Annotated in this window: 21 protein-coding genes; 4 read left to right on the top strand and 17 right to left on the bottom strand. The window is 65.4% G+C overall.

The window, feature by feature from the left end:
- Positions 1-60: 60 nt before the first annotated feature.
- A complete protein-coding gene (locus DFLDMN_RS28940) occupies positions 61-1,011 on the bottom strand; it encodes a LysR substrate-binding domain-containing protein (RefSeq protein WP_423199180.1) in 951 nt (316 codons plus the stop codon).
- A 133-nt stretch (positions 1,012-1,144) separates the two neighbouring features.
- Here DFLDMN_RS28940 and DFLDMN_RS28935 point away from each other — a divergent pair, with 133 nt between their 5' ends.
- From DFLDMN_RS28935 to DFLDMN_RS28920, 4 genes are read left to right on the top strand one after another with little or no spacing between them, the layout of a single operon-like run.
- A complete protein-coding gene (locus DFLDMN_RS28935; RefSeq protein WP_423199179.1) occupies positions 1,145-1,846 on the top strand; it encodes a glutathione S-transferase N-terminal domain-containing protein in 702 nt (233 codons plus the stop codon).
- 10 nt (positions 1,847-1,856) lie between these two features.
- Entirely contained in the window at positions 1,857-3,176 is a 1,320-nt protein-coding gene (locus DFLDMN_RS28930) for a CaiB/BaiF CoA transferase family protein (protein ID WP_423199178.1), read from the top strand.
- A 4-nt stretch (positions 3,177-3,180) separates the two neighbouring features.
- Positions 3,181-4,581: an FAD-dependent oxidoreductase gene (locus DFLDMN_RS28925; RefSeq protein WP_423199177.1), complete on the top strand. Its 1,401-nt coding sequence runs from the start codon at positions 3,181-3,183 to the stop codon at positions 4,579-4,581.
- 57 nt (positions 4,582-4,638) lie between these two features.
- On the top strand, positions 4,639-5,619 hold the full coding sequence (locus DFLDMN_RS28920; RefSeq protein ID WP_423199176.1) for a tripartite tricarboxylate transporter substrate-binding protein: 981 nt from the start codon (positions 4,639-4,641) through the stop codon (positions 5,617-5,619).
- Positions 5,620-5,693: 74 nt separating this feature from the next.
- On the opposite strand, the gene DFLDMN_RS28915 is transcribed toward DFLDMN_RS28920, so the two are convergent.
- From DFLDMN_RS28915 to DFLDMN_RS28840, 16 genes are all read right to left on the bottom strand, one after another.
- Positions 5,694-6,233 carry an RrF2 family transcriptional regulator gene (locus DFLDMN_RS28915; RefSeq protein ID WP_423199175.1) on the bottom strand — a complete coding sequence of 180 codons (540 nt, stop codon included), beginning with the start codon at positions 6,231-6,233 and terminating at the stop codon, positions 5,694-5,696.
- 114 nt (positions 6,234-6,347) lie between these two features.
- The gene (locus DFLDMN_RS28910; RefSeq protein ID WP_423199174.1) at positions 6,348-9,038 is read right to left on the bottom strand and encodes an autotransporter outer membrane beta-barrel domain-containing protein; all 2,691 of its coding nucleotides are present in this window, start codon (positions 9,036-9,038) and stop codon (positions 6,348-6,350) included.
- Positions 9,039-9,096: 58 nt separating this feature from the next.
- On the bottom strand, positions 9,097-10,035 hold the full coding sequence (locus tag DFLDMN_RS28905) for an oxygenase MpaB family protein (protein ID WP_423199173.1): 939 nt from the start codon (positions 10,033-10,035) through the stop codon (positions 9,097-9,099).
- A gap of 93 nt (positions 10,036-10,128) precedes the next feature.
- Positions 10,129-11,667, bottom strand: coding sequence for a DHA2 family efflux MFS transporter permease subunit (locus tag DFLDMN_RS28900; RefSeq protein WP_423199172.1), 1,539 nt, complete (start codon positions 11,665-11,667; stop codon positions 10,129-10,131).
- Positions 11,668-11,749: 82 nt separating this feature from the next.
- Positions 11,750-12,955: an efflux RND transporter periplasmic adaptor subunit gene (locus DFLDMN_RS28895; protein WP_423199171.1), complete on the bottom strand. Its 1,206-nt coding sequence runs from the start codon at positions 12,953-12,955 to the stop codon at positions 11,750-11,752.
- Between the two features lie 33 nt (positions 12,956-12,988).
- The gene (locus DFLDMN_RS28890) at positions 12,989-14,461 is read right to left on the bottom strand and encodes an efflux transporter outer membrane subunit (RefSeq protein WP_423199170.1); all 1,473 of its coding nucleotides are present in this window, start codon (positions 14,459-14,461) and stop codon (positions 12,989-12,991) included.
- A gap of 39 nt (positions 14,462-14,500) precedes the next feature.
- Entirely contained in the window at positions 14,501-14,938 is a 438-nt protein-coding gene (locus DFLDMN_RS28885; protein ID WP_423199169.1) for a MarR family winged helix-turn-helix transcriptional regulator, read from the bottom strand.
- A gap of 181 nt (positions 14,939-15,119) precedes the next feature.
- Positions 15,120-15,998 (bottom strand): intradiol ring-cleavage dioxygenase, encoded by an 879-nt coding sequence (locus DFLDMN_RS28880; protein ID WP_423199168.1) that lies wholly within the window; start codon positions 15,996-15,998, stop codon positions 15,120-15,122.
- 2 nt (positions 15,999-16,000) lie between these two features.
- Complete coding sequence (locus DFLDMN_RS28875; RefSeq protein WP_423199167.1) at positions 16,001-17,035, bottom strand: cytochrome d ubiquinol oxidase subunit II; 1,035 nt, start codon at positions 17,033-17,035, stop codon at positions 16,001-16,003.
- Positions 17,032-18,405 (bottom strand): cytochrome ubiquinol oxidase subunit I, encoded by a 1,374-nt coding sequence (locus DFLDMN_RS28870; RefSeq protein ID WP_423199166.1) that lies wholly within the window; start codon positions 18,403-18,405, stop codon positions 17,032-17,034. Before DFLDMN_RS28870 ends, DFLDMN_RS28875 begins: the two co-directional genes overlap by 4 nt.
- Positions 18,406-18,410: 5 nt before the next feature.
- Positions 18,411-19,028, bottom strand: a complete 618-nt coding sequence (locus DFLDMN_RS28865; RefSeq protein ID WP_423199165.1) for a GbsR/MarR family transcriptional regulator — start codon at positions 19,026-19,028, stop codon at positions 18,411-18,413.
- Between the two features lie 641 nt (positions 19,029-19,669).
- Positions 19,670-20,884: an MFS transporter gene (locus DFLDMN_RS28860; RefSeq protein WP_423199164.1), complete on the bottom strand. Its 1,215-nt coding sequence runs from the start codon at positions 20,882-20,884 to the stop codon at positions 19,670-19,672.
- Between the two features lie 8 nt (positions 20,885-20,892).
- On the bottom strand, positions 20,893-21,513 hold the full coding sequence (locus DFLDMN_RS28855) for a superoxide dismutase (protein WP_423199163.1): 621 nt from the start codon (positions 21,511-21,513) through the stop codon (positions 20,893-20,895).
- A gap of 17 nt (positions 21,514-21,530) precedes the next feature.
- Positions 21,531-22,730 (bottom strand): chromate transporter, encoded by a 1,200-nt coding sequence (locus DFLDMN_RS28850; RefSeq protein ID WP_423199162.1) that lies wholly within the window; start codon positions 22,728-22,730, stop codon positions 21,531-21,533.
- A 48-nt stretch (positions 22,731-22,778) separates the two neighbouring features.
- On the bottom strand, positions 22,779-23,744 hold the full coding sequence (locus tag DFLDMN_RS28845; RefSeq protein WP_423199161.1) for a chromate resistance protein ChrB domain-containing protein: 966 nt from the start codon (positions 23,742-23,744) through the stop codon (positions 22,779-22,781).
- Between the two features lie 57 nt (positions 23,745-23,801).
- A complete protein-coding gene (locus tag DFLDMN_RS28840; protein ID WP_423199160.1) occupies positions 23,802-24,179 on the bottom strand; it encodes a hypothetical protein in 378 nt (125 codons plus the stop codon).
- Positions 24,180-24,238 lie beyond the last annotated feature (59 nt).

Raw genomic sequence — 24,238 nt, 5'->3', positions numbered from 1 at the left:
CATGCCATCGGCAAACTGGCCAATAGGACTTTGCGGTGGTGGTATTGCGATTCGGTATGGCTAGTCGATGCGCGTCGCGCCCGGCCATGCGCCTTCGTCCGCCAGTGCTTGCGCGGTCTCGCGCACAAGCTCCATGATGCGCCGTGCGGCGGCGCTCAACGGCATGAGGTCGAAAGTGCAAAGAGAAAGCCGGCGCTGCAGCGCGGCACCGGCGATGCGCTGTACCACGAGCCCGTCGGTGCCCCCGGGAATCGAGGCCGAGAGAATCGTCGCGCCCACGCCGCTGGCGACCACCGCGCGGATGGTCGCCAGCGAATCGAGTTCGGCCAGCACCACGGGCCTGTGGCCGGCGGCGTCGAACGCTTCATCGATGATCTGCCGCGTGATATTGGCCTTGCCGGGTAGCACCAGCGGATGGGCGGCGGCTTCCGCCATGCTGATTTCCGCCGCGGGTGTGGCGCCCGGCCGCCGACACGACAGCAGCATCAGATGCTCCGTCAGCAGCGGCATCACGTCGAGGTGCGCGGCCAGCCGGGTTCCCTGCACCACGCCCGAGCCGTCGATCCGCTCGAACAGCAGGCTCATCTCGATACGACCGTTGACCACCAGTTCCTGCAGATGGCCGCTGAGGCTCTCGGTGATCTGCAGCTGGATATCGGGATACTGCCGTGCCGCTTCCGTCAGAAGCCGCGGCGCCAGCGTGGTTGCCGCGCTGGTCGGCAGGCCGATGGATACGGTGCCTTGCGGATGTTCTCCGGCATGCTGGACTTCGGTCTTCATCAGTTCCGCCTGGCGCAGCATCGCGCGCGCGTGGCGATAGAAGACCTCGCCTGCTTCCGTCGCCACCACGCCGCGCGCGCTTCGCGTCAGCAGCTTCACCTTGAGTTCGTCCTCCAGCTTGGCAATCTGCTGGCTCAACGCGGGCTGCGCGGTGTACAGGTCGGCCGCGGCGCGGGACACGCTGCCCAGCTCGACGATTCGCACGAAGTACTTCAGCTGTCGGAATTCCATGGCGAATTGTATGGCGCGAAGCCGCAAGGCCGCCAGCCATAAGTTTTCGACATGCCCCAAGCGGGACACAGTATTGGCGCATCGTTCATGACATTTCTAAGATGGCTCCACCAGCAACGCACCCCCCGACGAGATGATCGATCTCTATTTCTGGAGTACCCCGAACGGCTACAAGGTCTCCATCCTGCTTGAGGAACTCGAATTGCCTTACCGCGTCATCCCGGTCCATATCGGCAAGGGGCAACAATTCGCGCCCGAGTTCCTGGCCATCAGCCCCAACAACAAGATCCCTGCCATGGTCGATCATGACGGCCCGGATGGGCAGCCCATGGCGATGTTCGAGTCCGGCGCCATCATGCTGTACCTGGCCGAGAAGAGCGGCTTTCGCTTTCTGCCGCAAGATGCCCGCGGTCGCCATGCGGTGGTGCAATGGCTGATGTTCCAGATGGGCGGGGTCGGCCCCATGCTGGGCCAGGCCCACCATTTTCGCAAGTACGCGCCGGAGCCGATCGCCTACGCCATCGAGCGCTACACCAACGAAGCACGCCGCCTCTACAGCGTGATCGACCGCCGCCTGGCCGATGTGGAATATCTCGCCGGCGACTATTCCATCGCGGATATGGCCACCTATCCGTGGCTGCGCGCCCACAAGTGGCAGGGGCAGGACCTCGCCGACTACCCCCATCTGCAACGCTGGTACGCGGCGATACGGGCGCGCCCGGCGGTGCAACGGGGCGTTGCGGTGCTGGCCGGGAAAATCGACAGGTCGGGCGCCCCGCCCAGCGGAGAGCGCTGGGACAACCTGTTCGGCAAGAATCAGTTCGCCACGCGCTAGGAGACTTACAGTGCCGCATGCCAACGCCCCGATGCTCACGGGCTTTCGCGTACTCGACATTACGCAGATCGTCGCCGGCCCTACCTGCACCCGCATCCTGGCCGAGATGGGCGCGGAAGTCGTCAAGCTCGAGCTGGCGCCGTTCGGCGATCGCACCCGCGTCGGCGGACTGCGCAGTCAGCGCCCCGAATACAAGCGGTGTTCGCAGAGCACCTACTTCGTACAGCACAACCATTCGAAGAAGAGCCTGGCGCTGAACCTCAAGCACGACCGTGCGCGAGAGCTCATCCTCAGGATGATTCCGCAGTTCGACGTGCTGGTCGAGAATTTCTCGCCGGGGGTGATCGAGCGCTTTGGCCTCGGTTACGACGTGCTCAAGACAATCAATCCACGCCTCGTCATGTGTTCCATCTCGCTGGCTGGGCAGAACGGCGCACTGGCGAACAAGCCCGGCTACGACTATGTCGCGCAGGCGTACGCCGGCGTAACCGACCTGATCGGCGAGGCCGACGGCAGTCCCGCGCTGATCACGATGGCAATTGGCGATGCCTCGACCGGCGTGGCGGCGGCCATGGCCGTGGGCTTTGCGCTGCTGCATCGCGAGCGGACCGGGGAAGGGCAGTATATCGAGACGTCCTTGCTCGACACCTACTTCAACATGCACGAAGTCGCGCTGCCGCGCGTGAGCCTGCGCAAGGGCTATCAACCGGTACGCACCGGCAGCCAGCATCCCGACGGCGGCCCCACGGGGATCTTCCGCTGCGGTGACGGCACCTACCTGACGCTGGCCACGCTGCCGCACCAGTGGGAGTCATTCGCCGCGGCACTGGGGCGCGACGATCTGCTGACCGATCCCCGCTTCGCGACAGCCGCCCTGCGTCGTGACAACAATGCCGCGCTCAAGGAAATCCTGGAAGCATGGCTGGCCGGATTTTCGTCACGGGACGCCGCCATCGCGGCGCTCGAAGCCAAACGCATTCCCTGCGCGCCGGTTCTGACCCTGCCGGAAGCCATGGCGCATCCGCATCTGCGCGACCGTGGCGTGGTGCGTACCGTGCGCGATCGGTATCTCGGCGAATTTCAGATCCCGGGGCCGCCGGCGCGGTTCTCCGCGTGGGAGTACGCCGGCTCGCTCAAGGCCGATCTGCTGGGGGAACACAATGAACAGATCCTGCGGGACATGGCTGGCCTGAGCGACGCCGAGATCGACGCGCTGTATGCGGAAGGTGTGCTCGTACGCGATCGTCTGCTCGAGACCGGCGCCGACGCGTCGCACTGTGCCGCGCGGGCGTCACAGGACGAGCCTGCCGGCGCGGCGGGCCCGCGGTGATGCGATGACGCGCGACGTGGAACCGTTCGACCTGTTCGTGATCGGTGCCGGCTCGGGCGGCGTAAGAGCGGCCCGTACCGCCGCCGCACTTGGCGCGCGGGTCGCCATTGCCGAGCAGGCGCGGGTGGGTGGCACCTGTGTCATACGCGGTTGTGTCCCCAAGAAGCTGCTGGTGACGGCGAGCCGCTTCCGCGCGGAAACGGCCGATGCCACCGGCTTCGGGTGGCGGCTGGCAAGCTCCGGCCACGACTGGGTTGCCCTGCGCGACCGCGTTGCCGCGGAAGTGAGCCGGCTCGAACAGCTGTATCGGAGGGGGCTCGATAGCAGCGGCGTCGCCCTCATCAACGCGCGTGCGACCCTGGCGGGCCCCGGCCGGGTCCGGCTGGCGTCGGGCGACATGGTGGCGGCCAGGCACATCGTGATGGCCACGGGAGCGGTGCCGGCGCCGCTGACATTTGCGGGCGCGGAGCATTGCCTCACATCCGACGATGTCTTCACCTTGCCGGCATTGCCCGCGCGCATCGTCATCATTGGCGGCGGATATATCGCGCTCGAGTTCGCCGGCATTTTCAACGGCCTGGGCGCGGAGGTCTCGATCGTCCACCGCGGTGCCGCGCTTTTGCGCGGCTTCGATGCGGACCTCCAGCAGGGCGTTGCCTCGGCATACCGCGAGCAGGGCATCGAGATTCGCCTCCGTGCCGAGGTGCGCAGCATCGCGCCGTGCGCGGCCGGCTATCGCGTCACGGACAGCACGGGGCGGGTGGTCGAGTGCGATGCGGTACTCAATGCGACCGGCCGCGTGCCGGACATCTCGGCAGCGGGCGACGCCCTCGCGCGGACCGCCGCCGGCGCGATCGCGGTGGACGCGCGCTATGCCACCTCGCTGGCGGGCGTGCATGCGATCGGCGACGCCATCGGACAGTTGAACCTGACGCCGGTCGCCATACGCCAGGGCCAATGGCTGGCGGAGTTCCTGTTCGGCCATACGGCAAATGGTGCGCAGGATAGGACGCGGGAGGGCGTGCAGGAGGGCACACAGGAGCGCGCGCCCGATTTCACCTTTACCCCCACCGCCGTGTTCTCGACGCCGGAGATTGCAGCCGTCGGCCTGACCGAACAGATGGCGCGCGCCACGTTTGCCGATGTCGCGGTATATCGATCCCACTTCCGGCCCTTGCGCGCAGCCGTCGCCGGCAGCGCGGAACGGGTGCTGATGAAGCTCGTGGTCGACGCGCAAAGCGATCGCGTGCTGGGCATGCATATGGTCGGACGGGATGCGGCGGAGATCATCCAGATGGGAGCGGTCTCGCTTCAGCATGGTGTGACCAAGCGCGCGCTGGACCAGACGGTCGCGCTGCATCCGAGCGTTGCGGAGGAGTTCGTCACCATGCGCCGGCGCGAATAGGCGGCGCGCGTTGAGCAATTGCGCGGGCGTGCATAACAACTACGAAGGAGACAGGCCATGAAGTATCACACCGTGAAGTACGCTGTCGCATGCCTGGCTGGCTGGTTGGCATGCGGATCCTCATTCGGGGAGACGTTCCCGTCCCGGCCGCTGACGCTGGTAGTGCCGTTTTCTGCCGGCGGACCGACGGACGTCGTGGCGCGTCATCTGGGCGTTGCCATGGGCCGCACGCTCGGCCAGAGCGTGGTCGTGGAAAACCGCGCCAGCACGGGCGGCATCGTCGGGTCGGAAGCCGTGGTGCGGGCGGAGCCGAACGGCTACACGCTGTTGATCCATAACATCGGCATGGCGACGTTGCCGGCGCTGACCAGATCGCTACGCTTCGACCCGACCCGGGACTTCGAGTACATCGGCCTGGTCGCGGACGTGCCCATGACGCTGGTTGCACGCGCCCAGCTGGCGCCGAACGGCTTCGCGGAGTTGCGACGGTATATATCGGCCAACCAGAAGAAGATCAATCTTGCCAACGCGGGCGTCGGTACGGCCTCGCATCTGTGCGGGCTCATGCTGATGAGTCAGTTGCATGTGCCGATGACGAGCGTCGCGTACAAAGGTGCTGCGCCGGCGATGGTCGACATTCAGGGTGGCCAGGTCGACCTGCTGTGCGACCAGATCACGACGACGCTGCAGCCCATCCATACCGGCAGGGTCAAGGCCTATGGCAGCACGACTGCAGCGCGGCTCCCCAGTTTGCCGAACCTGCCGACATTGCGGGAACAAGGCCTTGGCGATTTCGAGGTCACGGTCTGGCACGGCATCTATGCACCGAAGGGCACGCCGCAGCCGGTGGTGGCGCGACTGGCGAAGGCGCTGCAGGACGCGGTGAGCGACCCGGCGTTTCGCGAGAGTATGCAGAAGCTCGGGGCGATTCCGGTGCCTGCGGAGCGCGCCACGCCGGCTGCGTTGTCGTCGCAGTTGCGCAGTGAAATCGCCCGGTGGACCGCGATCATCCGACAGGCGGACGCATTTATCGACTAGGCAGGGTGGGCGCGGCCCTGGCGGTGCCGAGGCTCGACGGGGGGGCTCGCCGCCCTCGGGTTGCTGGCAGGGGATCAGCCGCCGTGGTCCGATCGATCGCTGCGGCGATTGGCGGCGCGGTCGGTCAGCCATTGCACCACCTGGGGACCATAGGAGGCAGGGGCCTTGCCGTCCGTGCGCTCCGCCAGATCGGCCAGCGTGTGTTGCTTCAGCTCGGCCCGCATGGCCTTCTCCGCCGACTGCATGATGGCATGGATGCCACACACGCCACGTGTGGCCCATGCCGGCGCCTTGTCGTCGAAGACCGCGCAACGGCTGCGAATCTCGCGGCAGTCGAACAGCGGTTTGTCCCCGTCGATCGCCACCACCACATCGTGCACGGTGATCCGGTTGCTCGGCCGCGCGAGCCGGAACCCGCCCTTGATGCCTTCGGTGGCGCTGACGATATTGGCCCGCGCCAGCTTGGTGAATACCTTGGCCAGATATTCGGCCGGGATGCCCTGCAGTTCCGCCAGGTCGCGCACGCTGGCTTCCTCCATGGCCGCATTTTCGCTGCGCATCAGGTGCAGCATGCAATGCAGCGCATATTCGACGCCCGTGCTGATATAGGACATGGTTAAACTCGGACAGATTGAATCTTAGTAGCAAGGCTATACAAGTCCTGGCCGAAGCGCAAGTGCGGGCTTGCCAGGGCCTGTGCGCACCCGCCAAATGGCAAGCGCGTGCGACTACCAGCGCCAGCGCACCCCCAGGTTGCCGCGGAAGCTGTTCTCGCGCGAGCCATCGAGATTTGTCGCATAGCCGATGGTGACGTACGCACTGCCGCGCTGGCCCAGGCGGGCGGCCACACCCGCGTCGAATTGCACCGAGGTGGCGGCAAGGCGGGTGGCGATGGCATCGGTGCCGGCGAACACCACGCTGTCGGTGCCGCCGGATCGCCTCAGCACATTGGCGCGCACATACGGCATCCAGACGATGCCCCGTTGTTCGACCGGGTGCTCCACGCGCACCCCCGCGCGGCCGAGCCAGCCGTTGGCATTGTGGAAGGCCACGGTTGAGATGCCATCGTCGATATCGTCGATGGTCACGCGCTGCCAGATCCACTGTAGCTGCGGTTCCACGATCACGCCGGTGCCCACGCGCAGCGGTACCCCGGCCTCCAGCGAAGCCGCCAGTGCGTGGCCATGCGTGGAGGCGCCGAGTCCGCGCGACGATCGGGGCGTCATCGTCAGCGTGCTGCCTTGCACGATCGCCTCGCCATACCACTCGCCCGGACCGATATGGGCCCAGTAGAGCCCGAGGCTGGCGGCGTCGACATCCAGCGTGCCGACCGTGGCTTGCGGAAAGCCGAGCGCCAGTCCGCTCACGTCGCCGCGGGCCCGCGCCAGTCCCGCCGTCACGCCATAGTGATTGCGATGGCCCGCGTGGGTACTGTCGGCGTACAGGTCCTGGCCGAGCTGCAGTCCGACCATGCTGCCGTCGAACGCGGGGTCGGTATCGCCTTGCTGCCCCTGCTGGACACGTCCGCCCCACGCGCGGGTCCAGCTCGACGGCAGCGTGCCGCGCCCCGCCAGCAGCCCTTGTTGTCCGTGCCGGTCGTGAAAGGTGCCGATCTGCTGGAATCCGAGCGCGCGTGCGACTGCGGGCATTTCCGCATAGATCGGCACCTCGGGCCGGTAGAGAGGCACGGGTGCGGCGCCCGGGACCGCGGCCGGTAGCGTCGGTGTGCCTGGCGCGGGTTCGGGTACCGGTGCCGGCGCGGGTGGGGGCACCGGTGGCGGCGCTTCTGGCGAAGGTGGCGAGGGTGGCGGCGGTGGCGGAGGTGGCGGTGCGGGCGGCAGGGTCGAGCGCAGATACCAGCTATGCGCCGATCCCGCGCTGGCGCCGCCGCGAAACAGGTAATACGCATACGCGCCCGCGCTGATCGAGCCGCCCGCCAGCGCAAACGCATCCGCGCGCGAGGTTGCGCCATCGACCGCCTGCACCAGCGCAATACCGTCGCCGGTGGTCAGCCCGCCATGGCCGCCGAGGTTGGCGAGCGCAATGGTGGTGGTGCCGGCGATGGCGCCGCCCGACACCACCAGGCGCGCCGCCGGCGCGGTATCGGTGCCGAGCACGCTCTCGCTGCGCAGCGTGCCATGGTCGCCGGTGTAGCCGCCGACGATGGTCAGCTGGCCGCTTGCATTGCCGTTGCCGGGATGGAGCACGCCCGCGTTGACGAGATTGCCAGCCAGCATGCCGGTGCCGGCCAGCGTGCTGCCGGCGCGCACGGTGGTGGCGCCGCCCAGCGTGCCGTCCAGGTGCAAGACACCGCGCTGGACCTCCACCGCCTGGAAGCTGCCCGCACCGCGCCACGTCCACGCGTCGCCCTGCATCTGCAACGCGGCAAAGCGGGAGAACACGTTATCGGCGGTCCCCGAGCCTTGCAGCACCAGCCGCGTAGCGGCATTGCCGCCGCCATCGGCACTGCCGCGAATCACCGAGCCCGTCAGCAGCACCAGCGTATTGGCGCCGCCGCCCATCGACACCGCCGTGCCGGCATCGCTCTGCAGCAGCCCGGCATTGATGACGGTGCTCGCGCCGTTGAGCGTACGCACCGCTGACGCCAGACGACTGATGATCTGGCCACCGGGTCCATTCTCGATGGTGGCGGTAAAACCGGAACTCGCCGTATTGGAGAACACGGCATCGGCGCCGCTGCCGCGCGTCTCGATGGTGCCAGTATTCACGTGGCTGTCGCCGTTTCCCTGCATATACACTGCAAAGCTGGCGGTGCCGGTGGTCAGCAGGCTACCGTGGTTGGCAATGCTGCCCGTGCCGCCGAGAATCGACATGGCCCTCGCGTTGCTGCCCACGGTGACGATGCTGCCGGTGTTGACCAGCGCGTTGCCCGACTGACCGGCATTGGTCTGTCCCCAGGCCGCCGTCATGCCATAGGCGTTGGGACCCGAGGTGCGGACACTGCCGTCGTTGACCAGCATATTGCCGCTGCCATTGGCCGCCATGCCGTCATTGAATGCACCGGTGGTGGTGATGCGCCCCTCGGCATGATTGACGATTGCGTTGCCGTGGTTGACGCCGAGCAACGCCGCGCCACGCGCGCTGCCGCTGGCGGCACCGCCGCCCAGGGTCAGCGTGCCCCGGTGGTGCACCTGGCTGTCGGTGTCGACGCGGACCGGGACAGGAACTGTGTTGTTGCTGAATGCGCCATCAGCGCCGGTGTCGATATTGATCGTGACGTCATGACTGCCAGCGGGGGCCAGAACCGGCGCGGAGAGGTTGCCAGTGCATTGGACGGTGGTGCCGCTGCCAGGCGTACTGCTGTCGCACGCGGCCACGCTGGTGGCCGGACGCACGAGGGGAAGCGTGTAGGCGATGGCGAGCAGCGACCGCAGCAGCGTACTTGTGGTTGTCTGCAAGGTGGCTCCAGCCCGCGGCATGGCATGCCGCGGCCTCTGTCATGGAGCCTAGTCGCGATTACGCCGGCCCACAAGTCGCGCGGCGCCGGGCACGTGCCGCCAACCCCGGGCCAAGCGTCCAGCGCAGGGTCGGCGCCAGCATGCGCATGCCGGCGCGCGAGAACTGCCGCCGCAGCGAGGGCGCGTCGAGCCCGAGCATCTGCCGCGCCCATGCCGGCAGCAGCGCCACGCCGGCATCGGTCATCACGCGCACGGCAGGCAGCAGTTGCGGCCTGGCCACCGGCATCGACATCACCAGCCGTACCACCTCGAAGGTGCGATCGCTGGCGACCAGGCCGGGACGCTGTGCGTCGAGATAAGCGGCGATGGCGGCGTGCGAGTCCGGCACGTCGGGCGCGCCCAGCAGCGCCGCGATGTGCGCTTCCTCGGCGAAGTACCGGTCCTGGTCGGCGGCGGACAACGGACCCACATAACGCAGGTAGCCGGCCAGAAAGCTGGAGACCTCGGCGACATGTACCCAGGTCAGCAGCGCCGGGTCGTCGGCGGCGTAGGGGCGGCCGTCGGGCGCGGTGCCGCGGATATGGGCATGAATGCGCCGCACGCGCTCGATCAGCTGCATCGCATCGGCACGGCTGCCGTAGGTGGTGCCGGCAATGAATTGCGCGGTACGGCCCAGGCGGCCCTGCATGTCGGTGCGGAACGTGGAGTGGTCCCAGACGCCCGCCAGCGCGAGCGGATGGAGCGCCTGCAGCAGCAGCGCGCTGACGCCGCCGGCCAGCATCGCCGGGAAGTCGGCATGCACGCGCCAGCAGACCGCGTCGGGGCCGAACAGACCGGGATCGCCCGGCGGATTGTCATAGTCGAGCGTGAGCCCGGAATTGCTGCGCGTGATGGCGCGCACCTGGGCGCCGGCGTGGCTGCGCAGGCGCGCCAGCAGCTTGCTGGCGGGGGTAGTAGCAGGGGCGGCGGGGGTGGGATCCGACGGTCCAGATGGCATGGCGAACGCAATGTCCGTGGCGTGGAATTCGAACGGTACTGCAGAAAATCCACGAACAGCATCGCAGGATACTACGTGCGCCAGCGCCATGTCTCAATGCGCGGCGGCCGCGCTATCCGCGGAGCCGCCCCGGACCGGCCGCGTGAACCAGACCAGCGGGACGATGGCCACGAAGATCACGGCCGAGATCCAGAAGATATCGTTCAGTCCGAGCATGTTTGCCTGGATGTTCAGCGAGCGTTCGAAATACGCCAGCGCCTGCTGCGGTGAGAAGTGCAGGGTGTCCTGGATCGATCGCAGCGCGGCCTGGTAGGCCGGATCGTTGGGGCTCGCATGCTCGGCCAGCTGCGCGTGGTGCAGGATGGCGCGGTTGTTCCAGGTGGTGGTGGCCAGCGACGTGCCCACCGCCCCGCAGAACAGGCGCACGAAGTTGGACAGGCCGGCCGCGGCAGGAATTTTCTCCGGCGGCTGGCCGGACAGGATGATCGCGGTCAGTGGCACGAAGAACAGTGCCATCGGAATGCCCTGCAGCAGCGTGGGTATCACCAGGGTCCAGGTGTCGACGCCGGTGGTGTAGTGCGAGCGCATCAGGAATACGCCGGCAAAGCCCAGGAAAGACAGCGTCGCCAGCACGCGCAACTCCACCCTGGGCAGGAACTTGCCAACCACCGGCGACAGCAGCACCGCAAAGATGCCGAGCGGCGCGGTGACGAGTCCGGCGTTGACGGCGGGGTAGGCCAGGTACTGCTGCATCCATTGTGGCAGCACGACGAGGTTGGCGAAGAACACGGCGAACGCGACCGAGATGGCGATCGTGCCGGCGAGGAAGTTGCGATGCCGGAACAGGCGCAGCTCGACGATGGGATTCGGTTCGGTCAGTTCCCAAATCAGGAAGAACACAAAGCCGAGCACCGCGACGATCGCCAGCGTGATGATGACAGGCGAGCCGAACCAGTCGAGATCCTTGCCCTTGTCGAGCATGATCTGCAACGCCGCCACCCACGTGACCAGCGATGCCAGCCCGACCAGGTCGATCGGCAGCTTGCGTGTGGGCGACTCGCGGTCGCGATAGATGGTCCATGTCACCGCCGCCGCGAAGATCCCGACCGGCACGTTGACGTAGAAGATCCATGACCACGAATAGCTGTCGGTCATCCAGCCGCCGAGTGCGGGCCCGGCGATCGGCCCCACCGTGGCGGTCATGGCCCAGATCGCGAGTGCGGAGGAACTCTTGTCCTTGGGAAAGGACCCGAGCAGCAGCGCCTGCGAGAGCGGGATCAACGGTCCGGAGACCGCACCCTGCAGGATGCGCGCGGCCAGCAGCGTGGTCAGGTTCGGCGCAATGCCGCACAGCCACGACGCCAGCACGAACATCAACAGCGCACCGACGAACAGCCGCACCTGGCCGATGCGCTGGGTGAGCCAGCCGGTGAGCGGAATCGAAACGGCGTTGGCCGCGGCGAACAGCGTGATGACCCACGTGCCTTCGTCCACCGACACGCCAAGATTGCCCGCGATGGTGGGAATCGCGACGTTGGCGATCGACGAATCGAGCACGTTCATGAATGTGGCGAGGGCCACGGCAAAGCTGCCCAACGCCAGTCTGGCGCCGGTCAGCGGAGGCGGACTCATCGGTGCCGGCGCAATAGGCGCCTGCGGACGTGGTGCCTGCGGATTAGGTGCCTGCGGTCGCATGCTGGACTCCGGTAGAAATTCAGGCGCCCTTGCCAGGCTTGCCGTTCAGGTTCCGGGCGATGATGCGGGCGATCTCGCGATCGGCCTCCGCGCCCTGGCGCTCGAACACGGTGGTCTCGTAACGCGTACGGAATGCCGCGGCGTCGGCCGTACCCAGTTCGGCCCCGGTTCCCTTGGTATCGACGTCGACCACCATCGACAGCCCGATCTGCAGCGGATGCGCGCGCAGTTCCGCGGGATCGAGCTGGATGCGCACCGGCAGACGCTGCACCACCTTGATCCAGTTACCGGTGGCGTTCTGCGCGGGCAATGCCGAGAACGCGCTGCCGGTACCGGCGGCAAAGCCCACCACCTTGCCGTGATAGGTCACCTTGCCGCCATACAGGTCGGCGTGCAGCGTCACCGGCTGGCCGATGCGCAGATGCCGTACCTGCATCTCCTTGAAGTTGGCATCGACCCAGACGCCGTCGAGCGGTACCACGGCCATCAGCGGGTTGCCTGGCGCAACGCGCTGACCGACCTGCACCGCGCGGCGCGCAACGTAGCCAGTGACCGGCGCCGGTACCGTGTTGCGCGCACTGGCCAGCCAGGCGTCGCGCACCTTGGCCGCGGCGGCCTGCACGGTCGGATGGTCGGCCACGGTGCTGCCATCGGTCTGCACATGGTTGGCGGCGAGCTGCTGACGCGCGGTATCGAGCGCGGCGGCGGCAATGCGCACCGCATCGCGGGCATGCGCCACATCCTCGGCGGAAACCGCGCCGGTCTCCGTGACGCCGGTGCGGCGCTGCAGGTCCGATTGGGCGCGTGCGAGGTCGGCCTCGCGTTGCCGCACCGTGGCGGCGAGAACGTCGTTGTTGACGTAGAGCGCGCCGACCTTGCGCACGGTCTGGCCGAGCTCGGCCTCGGCGTTGGCCAGCGCGATCCTGGCGTCGGCGGTATCGAGCGTGACCAGCGGCTCCCCCGCCTTGACGATCTGGGTGTCGTCGGCATTCACGGCGACCACCGTGCCGGCGACCTGCGGCGTGAGCTGGACCAGGTTGCCATTGACATAGGCGTCGTCGGTTTCTTCGTGGAAGCGCGCCACCGTGTAGTAATACGTGCCATAGCCGATGGCGCCGAGGGCGGCGGCCAGGCCCAGCAGTGCGAGCCATCGCTTGCGTTTGCCGGCGGCGGGGTTGGGTGGGGTCGTTACCGCGTTGCGTTCGTCGGTGGTGGTTGCAGTCATGAGGGCACCTGTGCGTATCGTCGTTATTGCGGATCAGCGGACCAGAGCCGCCTGTTGCGTGGAATCGGAGTGGTCGACAAAGCCGCCGCCAAGCGCGGAGGCCAGCGCGATCTGCCGGTCACGGCGCGTCATGCGCAGATTCGCCACGTTCTGGCTGCTGGCCAGCGCGTTGGTCTGCGCGTTGAGCACCGTCAGTTGTGTGGTCAGGCCGGCCTTGTACTGCGCGAGTGCAAGGGTCAATGCGCGCTGGGCGGCGCTGTCGCTGCGCTCGGCATTGACGATCTGGTCGTCGATCGCACGGATATCCGAGAGCTGGGTCGCCGCATCGGTCAAGGCGTTGACGAGCGTGTCGTTGTAGTTGGCCACGGCGAAATCGAAGTCCGCGTAGCGGCCCTTGAGCTGTGCGCGCAGCGCGCCGCCATCGAAGATCGGCAAATGGATGGCGGGACCGACGGACGCGGTCCGGCTGGCGGCGCGCAGGAAGCGGCCCCAGCCGAAAGCATCGAGGCCGATCGCCGCGGACAGGTTGATATCCGGATAGAACTCGGCCTTGGCCACCTTGATGTCGTGCAGCGTAGCGTCGACACGCCAGCGCGCGGCGACGATATCGGGGCGGCGCGAGACCAGGTCGACGGGGAGGTTGTCTGGCAGTGCCACGGTCGCGCCGGCGCCCAGCGCGGGTTTGGCAAGGGCAAGGCCACGGTCCGGGCCTTTGCCGAGCAGCGCGCCGAGCTGGAAGCGCGTGCGCTGGATCGAGCCGTCGAGCGCGCTGACGGCGGCCTCGCTGCTGGCCAGATTGGCTTCGGCCGTGCGTTGTTCCACTTCGGTATCAAGGCCGATCGTCACGCGGCCGTTGGTCACGCGCAGCACCTCGCGGCGTTGCACCACTTCGTCTGCGGCGATATCGCGCAGCGCGTACAGCCGTGCGAGTTCGTTATAGGCGCGCGCGATGGCCGTACTCAGCGTGAGCCGGACCTGCTCGGCATCGGCCTCGCTTGCATGCACCGCGGACACGGCGGATTTCAACGCCTCGCGGTTCTTGCCCCAGAGGTCGAGCTCGTAGGAAGCATCGAGGACGGCCTTGTTCTCGGATTGCCACGAGCCCGCATAGGGCGGCGGCACAAATGTGTTTTCGGGCAGCCGCTGGCGGGTCCAGGCGTAATTGGCGCCGATGCGCGGCAGCGTGTTCGCATTGGCGCTCTCGCTGAGGGCGCGTGCCGCGGCCACGCGTGCCCGTGCCATGTCGAGCGTCGGGCTGTCGTGCATGGCTTCATCGAGCAAGGCCTTCAATTGGGCATCGCCGAACTGGTCGGCCCAGTCCGCGGCGGGCCAGCGCCCGTGCTGGGCGGGCAGGCTCTGCGTGGCGCTGTACTGCGCCGGATCGGCGATTTGCTTGTCGCTACGGATGCCGGCGTAATTGACGCAACCGGCGAGCACGGCCGCAGCGAGCAGGGAGAGCGCGGGGGCCGCGAGCCGTCTGGTTCGGAATATCGACTGATTCATCATTTGCTGATCTGTCAGTTAAATGGGCAAAAAAACGCGCCCTCAGGCGTCGTTGAATTTGGAAAGCAGCCGCAGGAACTCGTGGAATTCCGCATCGGTAAAGTCGCGCAGCTTGTGGTTCAGCACCGGCAGCACGAGGTCCGGAATCCGCTCGGCCACTTCGTGGCCCTTGGCCGTGATGGCAAGATTGACCACGCGGCGGTCTTCCACACTGCGGCTGCGTTCAAGCAGGCCGCGCGTCTCGAGTTTGTCGAGCATGCGCGTCATCAGGCCGGTATCCATCGCCAGCAGCTTGCACAGCTCGAACGGCGTACTGGCGATGCCCTGGTGCAGCGCCGTGAGGATGCCGATCTGCTGTGCGGTGACGTCCAGCTCCTGCAGCGCGACATCGATCTGGAGGATCAATGCATTGCGCGCGCGGTTCAACTGAAATCCGATGCTACGTGTCAGTGAGAAATTGCTTTTGGTGTAGTGACCCATGGTCGCCCTCCAAGTTTCTGACACAACATTAGCTGACAGATCAGGAAATTACAAGGAAAATTCGTGACAACGCGATAGCGGCACTTTCCGGCCGAAAGCTGACCCCTGAGCCACCCAAAGCGACCGGAAGCGACCCTGAGGCACCCTGAGTGACCTCTGAGCGACCTCGCCAGTACCAGCGCTATCGTTGTCGATCCGTCTTGGCCGAGTTCAGCACGAAATCGAACGCGAGCGTATGGAACGGCTTTGCGGACGTGCCGCCATCCGGTGTGGGGCCGGCTTCGTGGCGGATCCAGTCGGCCACCAGCGAGCTGCGCACGCCGAAGACGGCGTCGGAGTCCAGATAGGGATCGCCGTTGCGAAACACGTGGGTGATCAGCGTTTCGTATCCCGGCGCCGTGATCATGAAATGCAGGTGAGCGGGGCGCCATGGATGCCGGTCGATCGCGGCGAGCATGCGACCCACCGGTCCGTCGTGCGGAATCGGATAGCAATCGGCGAGGATCGAGCGGAACCGGTAGTGTCCTTGCGCGTCGGCATGCAGGGTGCCGCGGCCGCGCGCTTCGGTGCGGTCGGCATCCTGCACGTCGTACAGGCCGTTGGCATCGGCTTGCCACACTTCGATCTTCGCATTCGGCACGACCTCGCCGCCGAGGCCGCGTACCGTGCCGCTCACATAGCAAGGCTCACCGGCCATGCCGTTGGCGACGTCATCGCCCAGCGCATACCCGGGCGCGTCATCCACATAGAACGGCCCGAATACGGTCGCTTCGGTACAGCCGTCGGGCTTGCGATGGTTCTGCGCGGTGACCAGCGTCGACAGTCCCAGCGTGTCCGACAGCAGAATGAACTCCTGTCGCGTGGTCGTGCATTGCTGGCCAACCTCGGTCAAAAACGAAATCCCGGCGGCCCACTCATCTTCGGTCAGCCGCACTTCGCGCGCGAAATCGTGCAGATGCCGGACCAGGCTCGTCATGATGGTCTTGAGCCGCTCGTCCGTCATGCCGGCATGGCGCGCCAGTACGGCTTCGGTGATGGTGTGTTCGTCGAGATTGCGCATCGCTAGTAGTAGTGGAGATCGGTCGCCTTGCCCCAGAAAACGCGGTAAGCATACAGCGTATAGCCGAGGATGGTGGGCAGCACGATGACCGCCCCGATCAGGATTACCAGCAGCGATTCCGGCGCGCTCGCGGCCTGCCAGATATCGATCTGGTCCACCACGAGATACGGAAACAGGCTGTAGGCAAGACCGTTGAACGCCATCAGGAAGATCACCGCGGTCCCCGCGAACGGCACCCAGCACCAGCGATCGCTGCCTGCCGCCTGCGACTTGGCCAGGCGACGCAGCACGCGGTCGAGGATGATGAATACCGCTACCGTCGCCAGGGGAATCGGCGCGAGCAGGATGATGTTCGGCAGCGAGAACCACTTGTCGAAGATACGCGTGCTGACCAGCGGCGTCACCACCGAGATCGCGGTCACGCCCAGCCCCGTCAGCCACAGGCTGCGTCGCGCCCAGTAGATGGCCCGCGCCTGCAGGTTGCCGGTGGTCTTCATGATCAGCCAGCCGGCGCCCAGCGAGCAATAGCCGGCCACCAGGCAGAGCCCGACCACCACCGCGAACAGCAGGTGCGCCCAGTCGTAGCGGAAACCCGTGATATAGAGCCCCAGCATCAACCCCTGCGAGAACCCGGCCAGGAGCGAACCCGCATAAAAGGCGCGGTTCCACCACGGCTTGTGCGGATCGCGCGCCTTCACACGGAAGTCGAAGGCCACGCCACGCAGGATCAGTCCCGCCAGCATCAACGCCACCGGCAGGTACAGGTGCGTCAGGATCGCGCCGTGGGCAATTGGAAAGGCCGTCAGCAGCAGGCCCACGCCGAGTACGAGCCAGGTCTCGTTGGCATCCCAGAACGGACCGATGGAGGCGATCATGGTGTCCTTGTCGGCCTCGTCGGCGCGACGCAGCAGCACGCCGACGCCAAGGTCGTAACCGTCGAGAATCACGTAGATCAGCATCGAGAGCCCCATCAGGGCCAGGAAAACCAGCGGCATCCAGCCGGCGGGCTGGGTCAGATCGGGGGTGGCGGGGGTCATTGCGCGCTCCTGGCGGAAGACGTCAGCACGGGTTGCGGTGTTTCAATATCGGGTTCGGTGGTGCCGCCACCGGCCTTGCGGGCGAGGTGGAATACCACCGAGATATAGGCGGCCAGCAGGACCACGTAGAGGCTCAGGTACATCGCGAGAGTGGTGCCGATCATCGGCGCGGGCACCTTGGAGGCTGCCTCCGCGGTGGTCAGCACGCCGTAGACCAGGTACGGCTGGCGGCCAATCTCGGTCACATACCAGCCGGATACCAGTGCGATCCAGCCGGAGAACGTCATCGCCACCAGGACCCGCGCCATCCAGGGCGCGGGCGCGCCACGCCTGCGCAATTGCCACGTCGCGAGCCACGACACCGCCAGCATCAGCAGGCCGATGCCGACCATGATGCGGAAGGCGAAGAACAGCGGCGCCACGGGGGGGTGCTTGTCGCCGAAGGCATCGATGCCCTTGATCTCGCCGTCGACCTTGTGAGTCAGGTAGACCGAAGCCAGCTTGGGAATCGCAATCTCGAAGTCATTGGTGCGCGTGGTGGCATTGGGCAGACCGAACAACACGGCAGGCGCGCCCTTTTCGGTCTTCCAGATGCCTTCCATTGCCGCGATCTTGGCCGGCTGATGATGCAGCGTGTTGAGGCCATGCAGGTCGCCCGCGACGATCTGCAGCGGGATCAGGATGGCCGCCAGTACCACGCCGGTCCGCAGCGCCGCCAGCGTGTCGCGGCCACGATCGCCACGCAGCCACCGATAGGCCGAGAGCCCGGCCAGCAGGAATGCCACCGTCAGGCCCGAGGCCAGCAGCATATGCACCAGGCGATAGGGGAACGATGGATTGAAGATGATCTCGAACCAGCTGGTCGCGTGCGCCTTGCCATCGATCATGACGAAGCCGGCCGGGGTTTGCATCCACGAGTTCAGCGCGAGAATCCAGAACGCCGACAACGTGGTGCCGCCCGCCACCAGCAGGGTGGCGATGGTGTGCATGCGATTGCTGACGCGGCGCATGCCGAACAGCATCACGCCTAGGAAGGTGGCCTCCAGGAAGAATGCCGTCAGCACCTCGTACGCCAGCAGCGGACCGGCGATGTTGCCGACGGTCTCCATATAGCCAGGCCAGTTGGTGCCGAACTGGAAGCTCATGGTGATGCCGCTGACCACGCCCAGGGCAAAGGTCAGCGCAAACACCTTTACCCACAGGCGATAGGCGTCCATCCAGCTTTCGTCGCCGGTCTTGCCGTAGCGCAGCTTGAAGAACAGCAGCACCCAGCCCAGCGAGATGCTGATGGTGGGAAACAGGATGTGGAACGTGATATTGGCGGCAAACTGGATGCGCGCCAGCACCACGGGATCGAGGTCGGCAAACATGGCCATCATTCCTTCTTGGTACGCGTGGACTTGGGGGAGGCCTTCTTCGCTTCGGCCTTGGCGGTCTTGTCGCCGCCGCCAATGGCGGAAGCGAGGCGGTCCTTCACCTCGAGCAGCTTGGTCACGCGCGAACCAAGCCGCATCAGCTTTTCCAGGGTGGCCACGTCGAGCTTCTGCATGTCACCGAACCACGTGGTGACCAGCACGATCAGGCCGTACATTTCCTTCATGCGCGCCTGCGCATGCCGGTCTTCGGGAGACGACGGCGTTTCCAGCTGCACCTCGCGCAACATGGACAGCGTAGGATCAATTTCGCGCCGCCGCCGCTCTTCCGCCAGCGTGCGAAAAATTGCCCACACGTCGTCGGGCGCCGAGTAGTACTCCCGGCGGTCGCCTGGCTGGTGCGACAAACGCACGAGGTTCCATGACTCGAGCTCTTTCAGTCCGATGCTGACGTTGGAGCGTGAAAAGGAAAGTGCCTCGGCAATCTCATCCGCATTGAGCGGCCGCGAGGCGGTAAAGAGGAGGGCGTAGATCTGTCCGACGGTACGGTTGATGCCCCACCGGCTACCCATCTCGCCGAAATGAAGGACAAACCGTTGGACCAGGGGCGACAGCTGCATGGGGGCGTTCCGTTCTCAATTTTCAGTAATTTCTGAAAGTTTAGTACGAAACGGCAGGGCGCGGGTAGGGTTTTTACGGGTGCGGCGCTGTGTCGCGGCCGCTATGTTGTCACGTCTCCTACATAGTTCTTGGCTTCCGTCTCACAGTCAGTGGGCCGGATTCTCAAAGCTAATGGAGAAAAATAACAGGAGCGACGTCCGGCGCGCACTCCTTGGTGACGTAGCGACACGCGCATAGAGGGGCTACTACGGGTCGGGTTGGGCGTCGAGGTCTCCGCTGAACCAGGGTTGCGCCCTACGCGACGCTGGCGAAAGCAATCTCATGGGTAGGGTGAGTCCAACCAGCTTCGGGATCTAGATCGAGCGGGGCGTCGCGCGAAGTAAACCCTGGCTCACCAGAGGTGCGGTGGCATACGCAGGGTCGGAGTTTGGGAGGTGACAGTCTCGGAACGACCCTTCACGGCCGCTCGGCGTTGCATTGCTGACGACCGCTATTGGCCGCAGAACAGTCATTCGGAATCGCAACAACTACCACTGGTCATGCCAAACACCCATCGAGAGGGAAATCAGCGTTCCGCGATGAACGACGTGCCACTCCGTCAGGCGCTGCGCTCGCTGCGAAATTCACCCCCAGTGTCCGATTAGTTCAACAGCCTTACGCGCCTGAAAGCCGCCAGGATGGTCAAGTCATAGCCGATCTTCAGTACACCGCAGGCCACTAATGGGGCTCCAGCCCAACCCGATGCCATCAGCCCGCCGGCAAGCACCGGACTGATGGCGGCGGCGAGACTACGTGGCACGGCAGTCAGCCCTGCCGCGGCAGTTCGTTCGGCGGGGGTGACCACCGCCATCACGAATGCCGTCCGCGTTGGCACGTCCATTTGGGACAGAGCACTCCGCGCCAGCAGCAAAAGCAACGTCAGCGTCAACGACGGCGAAAATGCAGCGGCAATCAGGAACACGCTGGATGGGATGTGCGTGAACACCATTGTGTTCACTAGCCCGATCTTCCGGGCCAGCGGAACGGCGGCAAACTGGGACGCCGTAGTGAGTAGTCCGGCCCAGAAAAAGAATTGGCCCGCCGTGCCCGGAGACATCCCGAAACGCTGCATTAGCCAGAGCGACAGCAAGGCATTGACGACCAGCCCGCCGGCAAACGCATCCACACTGAAGAGCATCGCGAGGCGAATCACGATTCGGCGTGATGGGCCCAGCGGCGCGGCCGTCGATGTCGACTGCGGATGTGGTTCGGGCAACCTTGCGTAGAGCGCCCAGAGGGCAATGCCCGTCAATGCGTAGACGACGAACATCAAGCGCACGGCATCGAGAAAGGGCAAGCCCGTATGCTTGGCAAGCGAAGCCGGTACTGCTGCGGCCAGCGCCCCAAATGCCGCAGATAGCGAGCCCGCTATTCCGTAGCGTGCGAATAAAGCCGTGCGCGCGTTGGGTGTCGCGGCCTCGGCAAGTCGTGCCTGCTCCAGCGGCAGGAATACGCTGACATCTCCCGAGCTCGGGTTTAGCGTGCCGACAAAGGCAACGATCAACAGCGGCCAAAGCGATGATAGACCCGCAAAGGCTACTCCGGTCGCGCACATCAGGGCCGCCGCCAACATCAGCAGGCGACGTTGGGGAAAGCGGCTCCCGACAAGTCCGACCAGAATGGTTGCAACTGCGGTGCCGATCAGCGTGAGGCTGCTGATCAGTCCCACGGCGAGCTGGTCGAAGCCGAGTGCCAGCAGGTACGCGGGCAAAAGTACAGCCACGAATCCATCGCAGAAGCCCCGCAGTGCCCGCCCGGCGAGCAGCGTCATCGCGCTGGCTTCGATGCCGGACGGCAGCATGATGCCGGCAAGCATTGGGCGGATTACTGGTTGAGGCGCATCACGGCCGCGGGCTTGCTAGCCGAGGCCTCAAAACGGGCCGCCACCTGTTGCCAACGGATATTCTGCATGAATGCGTCGACATATGCGGCAGCTTTGGCGCCGAAGTCCATGTGGTACGAATGCTCGTACATATCGAGCGCAAGTATGGGAGTGCCGCATGCGAGCGTGTGCGCGTGATCAGGCGCCCATTGATTGATCAGTCGCTGATCACGCGCCGAATAGGAGAGTAATACCCAACCGGACCCTCCACCGAGCGCTTTCCCCATCGCACGGAACTCTGCCTGCCAACGCGCAACTGAGCCGAAATCGCGCTCGATGGCGGTCTTGATACTCTCGTCGGGCGGCCCACTATAGCCGAGGCTATCGAAGTAAACTTCGTGCAGACTCATGGAGTTCGTTGCAATCAATTCCTCGCGCTTCAGCCCATTGAGTACAAACACGGGGGCGCTCTCCACGTCCAATGTGGCGAGCTCGGCGGCAATAGCGTTGAGGCGTTTGACCGCGCCGCCATAGTTGTTCTCGTAGTGGCTAACGATTAGCGCCTCCGAAAAACCCGGCAAGCGCGCAGGGTCGCAAGCAAGGGGTCTCATTTGGTAGATCATGACGATCTCCTGTGGCATCACTGATGCAGCAATGGGTAGGCCGCGAGGCCGATCAGGGCCGCGCCCGCGACGATCATCGGTTCGGACAGCTTCTTGAACTTCAGGAGCAGCACTACGGTGACGAGTGCCAGCAGCGCGGTCGGAACATCGACGATCGAACGCTTGGCCAAAACGATCACCGCCCCGGTGATGGCGCCGATGGCGGCCGCGGTGACGCCATCGACGAACGCGAGGATGGCGGGCAGCTTGCCGTACTTCTTGAAGTACGGCGCCGGCAGGACGGTAAACAGGTAACAGGGCAGGAATGTCGCGGCTGCGGCCACACAGGCGCCGGGCAGCCCCGCCACAAGATAGCCAATGAAGCCGACGGTGATGACGACCGGGCCGGGCGTAATCATGGCGACCGCCACGGCATCGACAAACTGCTTGTCGTTCAGCCAGTGGTGTTCGGTCACTACCCCGCCGTACAGGAACGGCACGATGGCCAGCCCGGAGCCGAAGACAAAGGCCCCCGCCTTCGCAAAGAACACACCGATTTGCGAAAGCAGTGGCCAGTCCAAGGTACTCAGCATGCCACTCGCCGCCGGCAACGGAGCCGCTGCAATGGCGTTCAGCTTGCCTTGCCGAAACCATTTGGGCGGTGCACGCCAGAACCAGACCAGCACACCGGACGCAAGGAACAGCCAGGCCACCTCCGATTCGGTGATCACGGTGACCGCGACAAGCACCAGATAGATAAACCACAGCAGCCTATCCTTGCCGACACTCTTCCTGGTCAGCTTGTAGGCGCTGATCGTGATGATCCCAATCACCGCCGCGCCCACGCCGTAAAACACCGACTGCATCCAGGTCAATCCTCCGAAACGCACGTAGGCCCAGCCGAGTGCCAGCACCATCAGGAACGACGGCAGCACGAACGCGATGCCAACGAGCGTTGCACCGAGGATGCGGTAATGCACGTAACCGAGGTAGATCGCAAGTTGCGCGGCAAGCGGACCCGGCGCGAGCTGTGCGAGCGCGAGCCCTTCCTTGTAATCGGCATCGGTGATCCATTGCCGCGCATCGACCAGATCCCGGTGCATATAGCCGGCGAGCGCAACGGGTCCGCCGAAACCCAGCGTTCCAAGATGCAGGAAGTACATCACCAGTTGCCGCAACGTATAGCTGGGCGGTTGATGCGTCGGGGCGCTGAGAGCGGGTGGCTGGGGCGCGTTCATCTTGTCTTGAGTGGGGCGAAGGCCGGCATGCTCGAAACCACCGGCGACCTAGCGCTTGCGGGAGTTGGAGAAGTGCGTGTAGAGCGAGTCAAGCACATGCCCGACCTCGCCGAGTAGTGCGTCATCGTCGGGGAGGCGCTCGCGTGCGCCCGCCAGTACCGCTTCGAAGCCACTAGCTTCGGAGACCGGCGCGCCGCCGACGTCCAGTACGTGAATCATCTGGCCCAGGCGAGTCAGTCCCTTGTTTTCGTCCAGCCCGAAGCTGGCGAGCAACACCTCGAAGGAAACCCGGTCACCGATATGCGTGAACGTTGCACCATCGAAGTCGAAGCCCAGCGCGTCGTCCGGGCACTGACGTATGTCTTCCAGCCAGAGGAAGGTGGCGTGGGGATCGATGAAGCGCCGGATCAACCAGGCGCAGGCAACGCGGTCCACCCAAAGGTGGCGTCGTGTTGCCCAGTGTCGCCCCTGGTACTGCGTCGGGTCTCGCCGCGGAATGCTTCCCGCCATGCCTTGCGGCTCGTCGGGCGACAGCATTATGTCGATAGCCGCGTTGAAGTCGCGCCACTGTGCTTCCGCGCGGGACGAGGCCTCGTTGGGGAAGAAATCGATCTTGCGGATCGTCTCGTATCCGCGGCCGTACCGGCGCGCCATGCGCAGTAGTTCTGCTTCGTCCGAATTGGCCAACGTTGCACGCGCGCTGGAGATGTCCGCCAGCCACTCCGCATACTCGGAGGTCCGATCGAACAACGCGCGATATTCGCCATCCTGCCGTGCATCGGCGGCCTGGACGGACAGCGTCCAGACCTTGCCATCCTCATCTATGGCATCTGCGACGAGCGCCTGTAATGGCTCGCGCAAGGTGCTCAGATCTGGCAGCAAATAGACCCCGTCGCGCAGTGCGGTCGCACCGAGCGCCTTGATGCCGCGCCAGAATCGCATGCGGGCCGTGGCGGCCGAGGTGGGCAAGCTGACAACCACCAGCACCCATGCCGAAGATTGAAGAGAAGTCATGCGCCCAGCATAGTTGGTCGTAGGCTTCGCTTCAATCTTGTAGCGATCTCTACATCGTCATTTGATGGCGAATCGCACCGTGACGGTCTTGCCGTCGGCAAATTTGACGGTGGCGACCGCCTTTGCACCGGCGGGGAGCGCTAGACTGTCCGTGGCTACCAGCACATTTCCTGCGCCGGGCGTCAGGTCGGTCTCCTTCTTGTCCGAGCCGGAAAGTACGGTGAGCTTGCCCTGGGCCCCTGCGACGGACTTTTTCGAGTCATGGTCGTCGATGTAGAGGTTCGGCTTGCCGTCCTTGCTGACCAGTTCGAATTGCAGGTCGCTGGCCGTCTGCACCACGCCACCGTACTGTGCCGGCTTGACGCCGTGCGCATGGGCAAGGCCGGCGGTGCCGAGGCTGATTGCCGTCAGGGCAATGGCTAGCAGTGTCTTCATGTGTTTCTCCTCAGAAAGCGTTGCAGGGGCGACTTGAAGGGCGTCGCCAGAATGCCCGT

Source organism: Cupriavidus sp. H19C3, from assembly GCF_049393815.1.
GTDB lineage: Bacteria > Pseudomonadota > Gammaproteobacteria > Burkholderiales > Burkholderiaceae > Cupriavidus.
Note: the sequence above shows the minus strand (reverse complement) of the source record. Positions and strands in the feature narration are given on the sequence as shown.

Coding starts and splice junctions, on each gene's coding strand:
- DFLDMN_RS28895 (WP_423199171.1), bottom strand. CDS start 12,955: ATGACTGCAACCACCACCGACGAACGCAACGCGGTAACGACCCCACCC.
- DFLDMN_RS28865 (WP_423199165.1), bottom strand. CDS start 19,028: ATGCAGCTGTCGCCCCTGGTCCAACGGTTTGTCCTTCATTTCGGCGAG.
- DFLDMN_RS28940 (WP_423199180.1), bottom strand. CDS start 1,011: ATGGAATTCCGACAGCTGAAGTACTTCGTGCGAATCGTCGAGCTGGGC.
- DFLDMN_RS28900 (WP_423199172.1), bottom strand. CDS start 11,667: ATGAGTCCGCCTCCGCTGACCGGCGCCAGACTGGCGTTGGGCAGCTTT.
- DFLDMN_RS28915 (WP_423199175.1), bottom strand. CDS start 6,233: ATGTCCTATATCAGCACGGGCGTCGAATATGCGCTGCATTGCATGCTG.
- DFLDMN_RS28920 (WP_423199176.1), top strand. CDS start 4,639: ATGAAGTATCACACCGTGAAGTACGCTGTCGCATGCCTGGCTGGCTGG.
- DFLDMN_RS28905 (WP_423199173.1), bottom strand. CDS start 10,035: ATGCCATCTGGACCGTCGGATCCCACCCCCGCCGCCCCTGCTACTACC.
- DFLDMN_RS28845 (WP_423199161.1), bottom strand. CDS start 23,744: ATGACTTCTCTTCAATCTTCGGCATGGGTGCTGGTGGTTGTCAGCTTG.
- DFLDMN_RS28860 (WP_423199164.1), bottom strand. CDS start 20,884: ATGCTTGCCGGCATCATGCTGCCGTCCGGCATCGAAGCCAGCGCGATG.
- DFLDMN_RS28850 (WP_423199162.1), bottom strand. CDS start 22,730: ATGAACGCGCCCCAGCCACCCGCTCTCAGCGCCCCGACGCATCAACCG.
- DFLDMN_RS28870 (WP_423199166.1), bottom strand. CDS start 18,405: ATGTTTGCCGACCTCGATCCCGTGGTGCTGGCGCGCATCCAGTTTGCC.
- DFLDMN_RS28935 (WP_423199179.1), top strand. CDS start 1,145: ATGATCGATCTCTATTTCTGGAGTACCCCGAACGGCTACAAGGTCTCC.
- DFLDMN_RS28855 (WP_423199163.1), bottom strand. CDS start 21,513: ATGATCTACCAAATGAGACCCCTTGCTTGCGACCCTGCGCGCTTGCCG.
- DFLDMN_RS28885 (WP_423199169.1), bottom strand. CDS start 14,938: ATGGGTCACTACACCAAAAGCAATTTCTCACTGACACGTAGCATCGGA.
- DFLDMN_RS28875 (WP_423199167.1), bottom strand. CDS start 17,035: ATGACCCCCGCCACCCCCGATCTGACCCAGCCCGCCGGCTGGATGCCG.
- DFLDMN_RS28880 (WP_423199168.1), bottom strand. CDS start 15,998: ATGCGCAATCTCGACGAACACACCATCACCGAAGCCGTACTGGCGCGC.
- DFLDMN_RS28840 (WP_423199160.1), bottom strand. CDS start 24,179: ATGAAGACACTGCTAGCCATTGCCCTGACGGCAATCAGCCTCGGCACC.
- DFLDMN_RS28925 (WP_423199177.1), top strand. CDS start 3,181: ATGACGCGCGACGTGGAACCGTTCGACCTGTTCGTGATCGGTGCCGGC.
- DFLDMN_RS28890 (WP_423199170.1), bottom strand. CDS start 14,461: ATGATGAATCAGTCGATATTCCGAACCAGACGGCTCGCGGCCCCCGCG.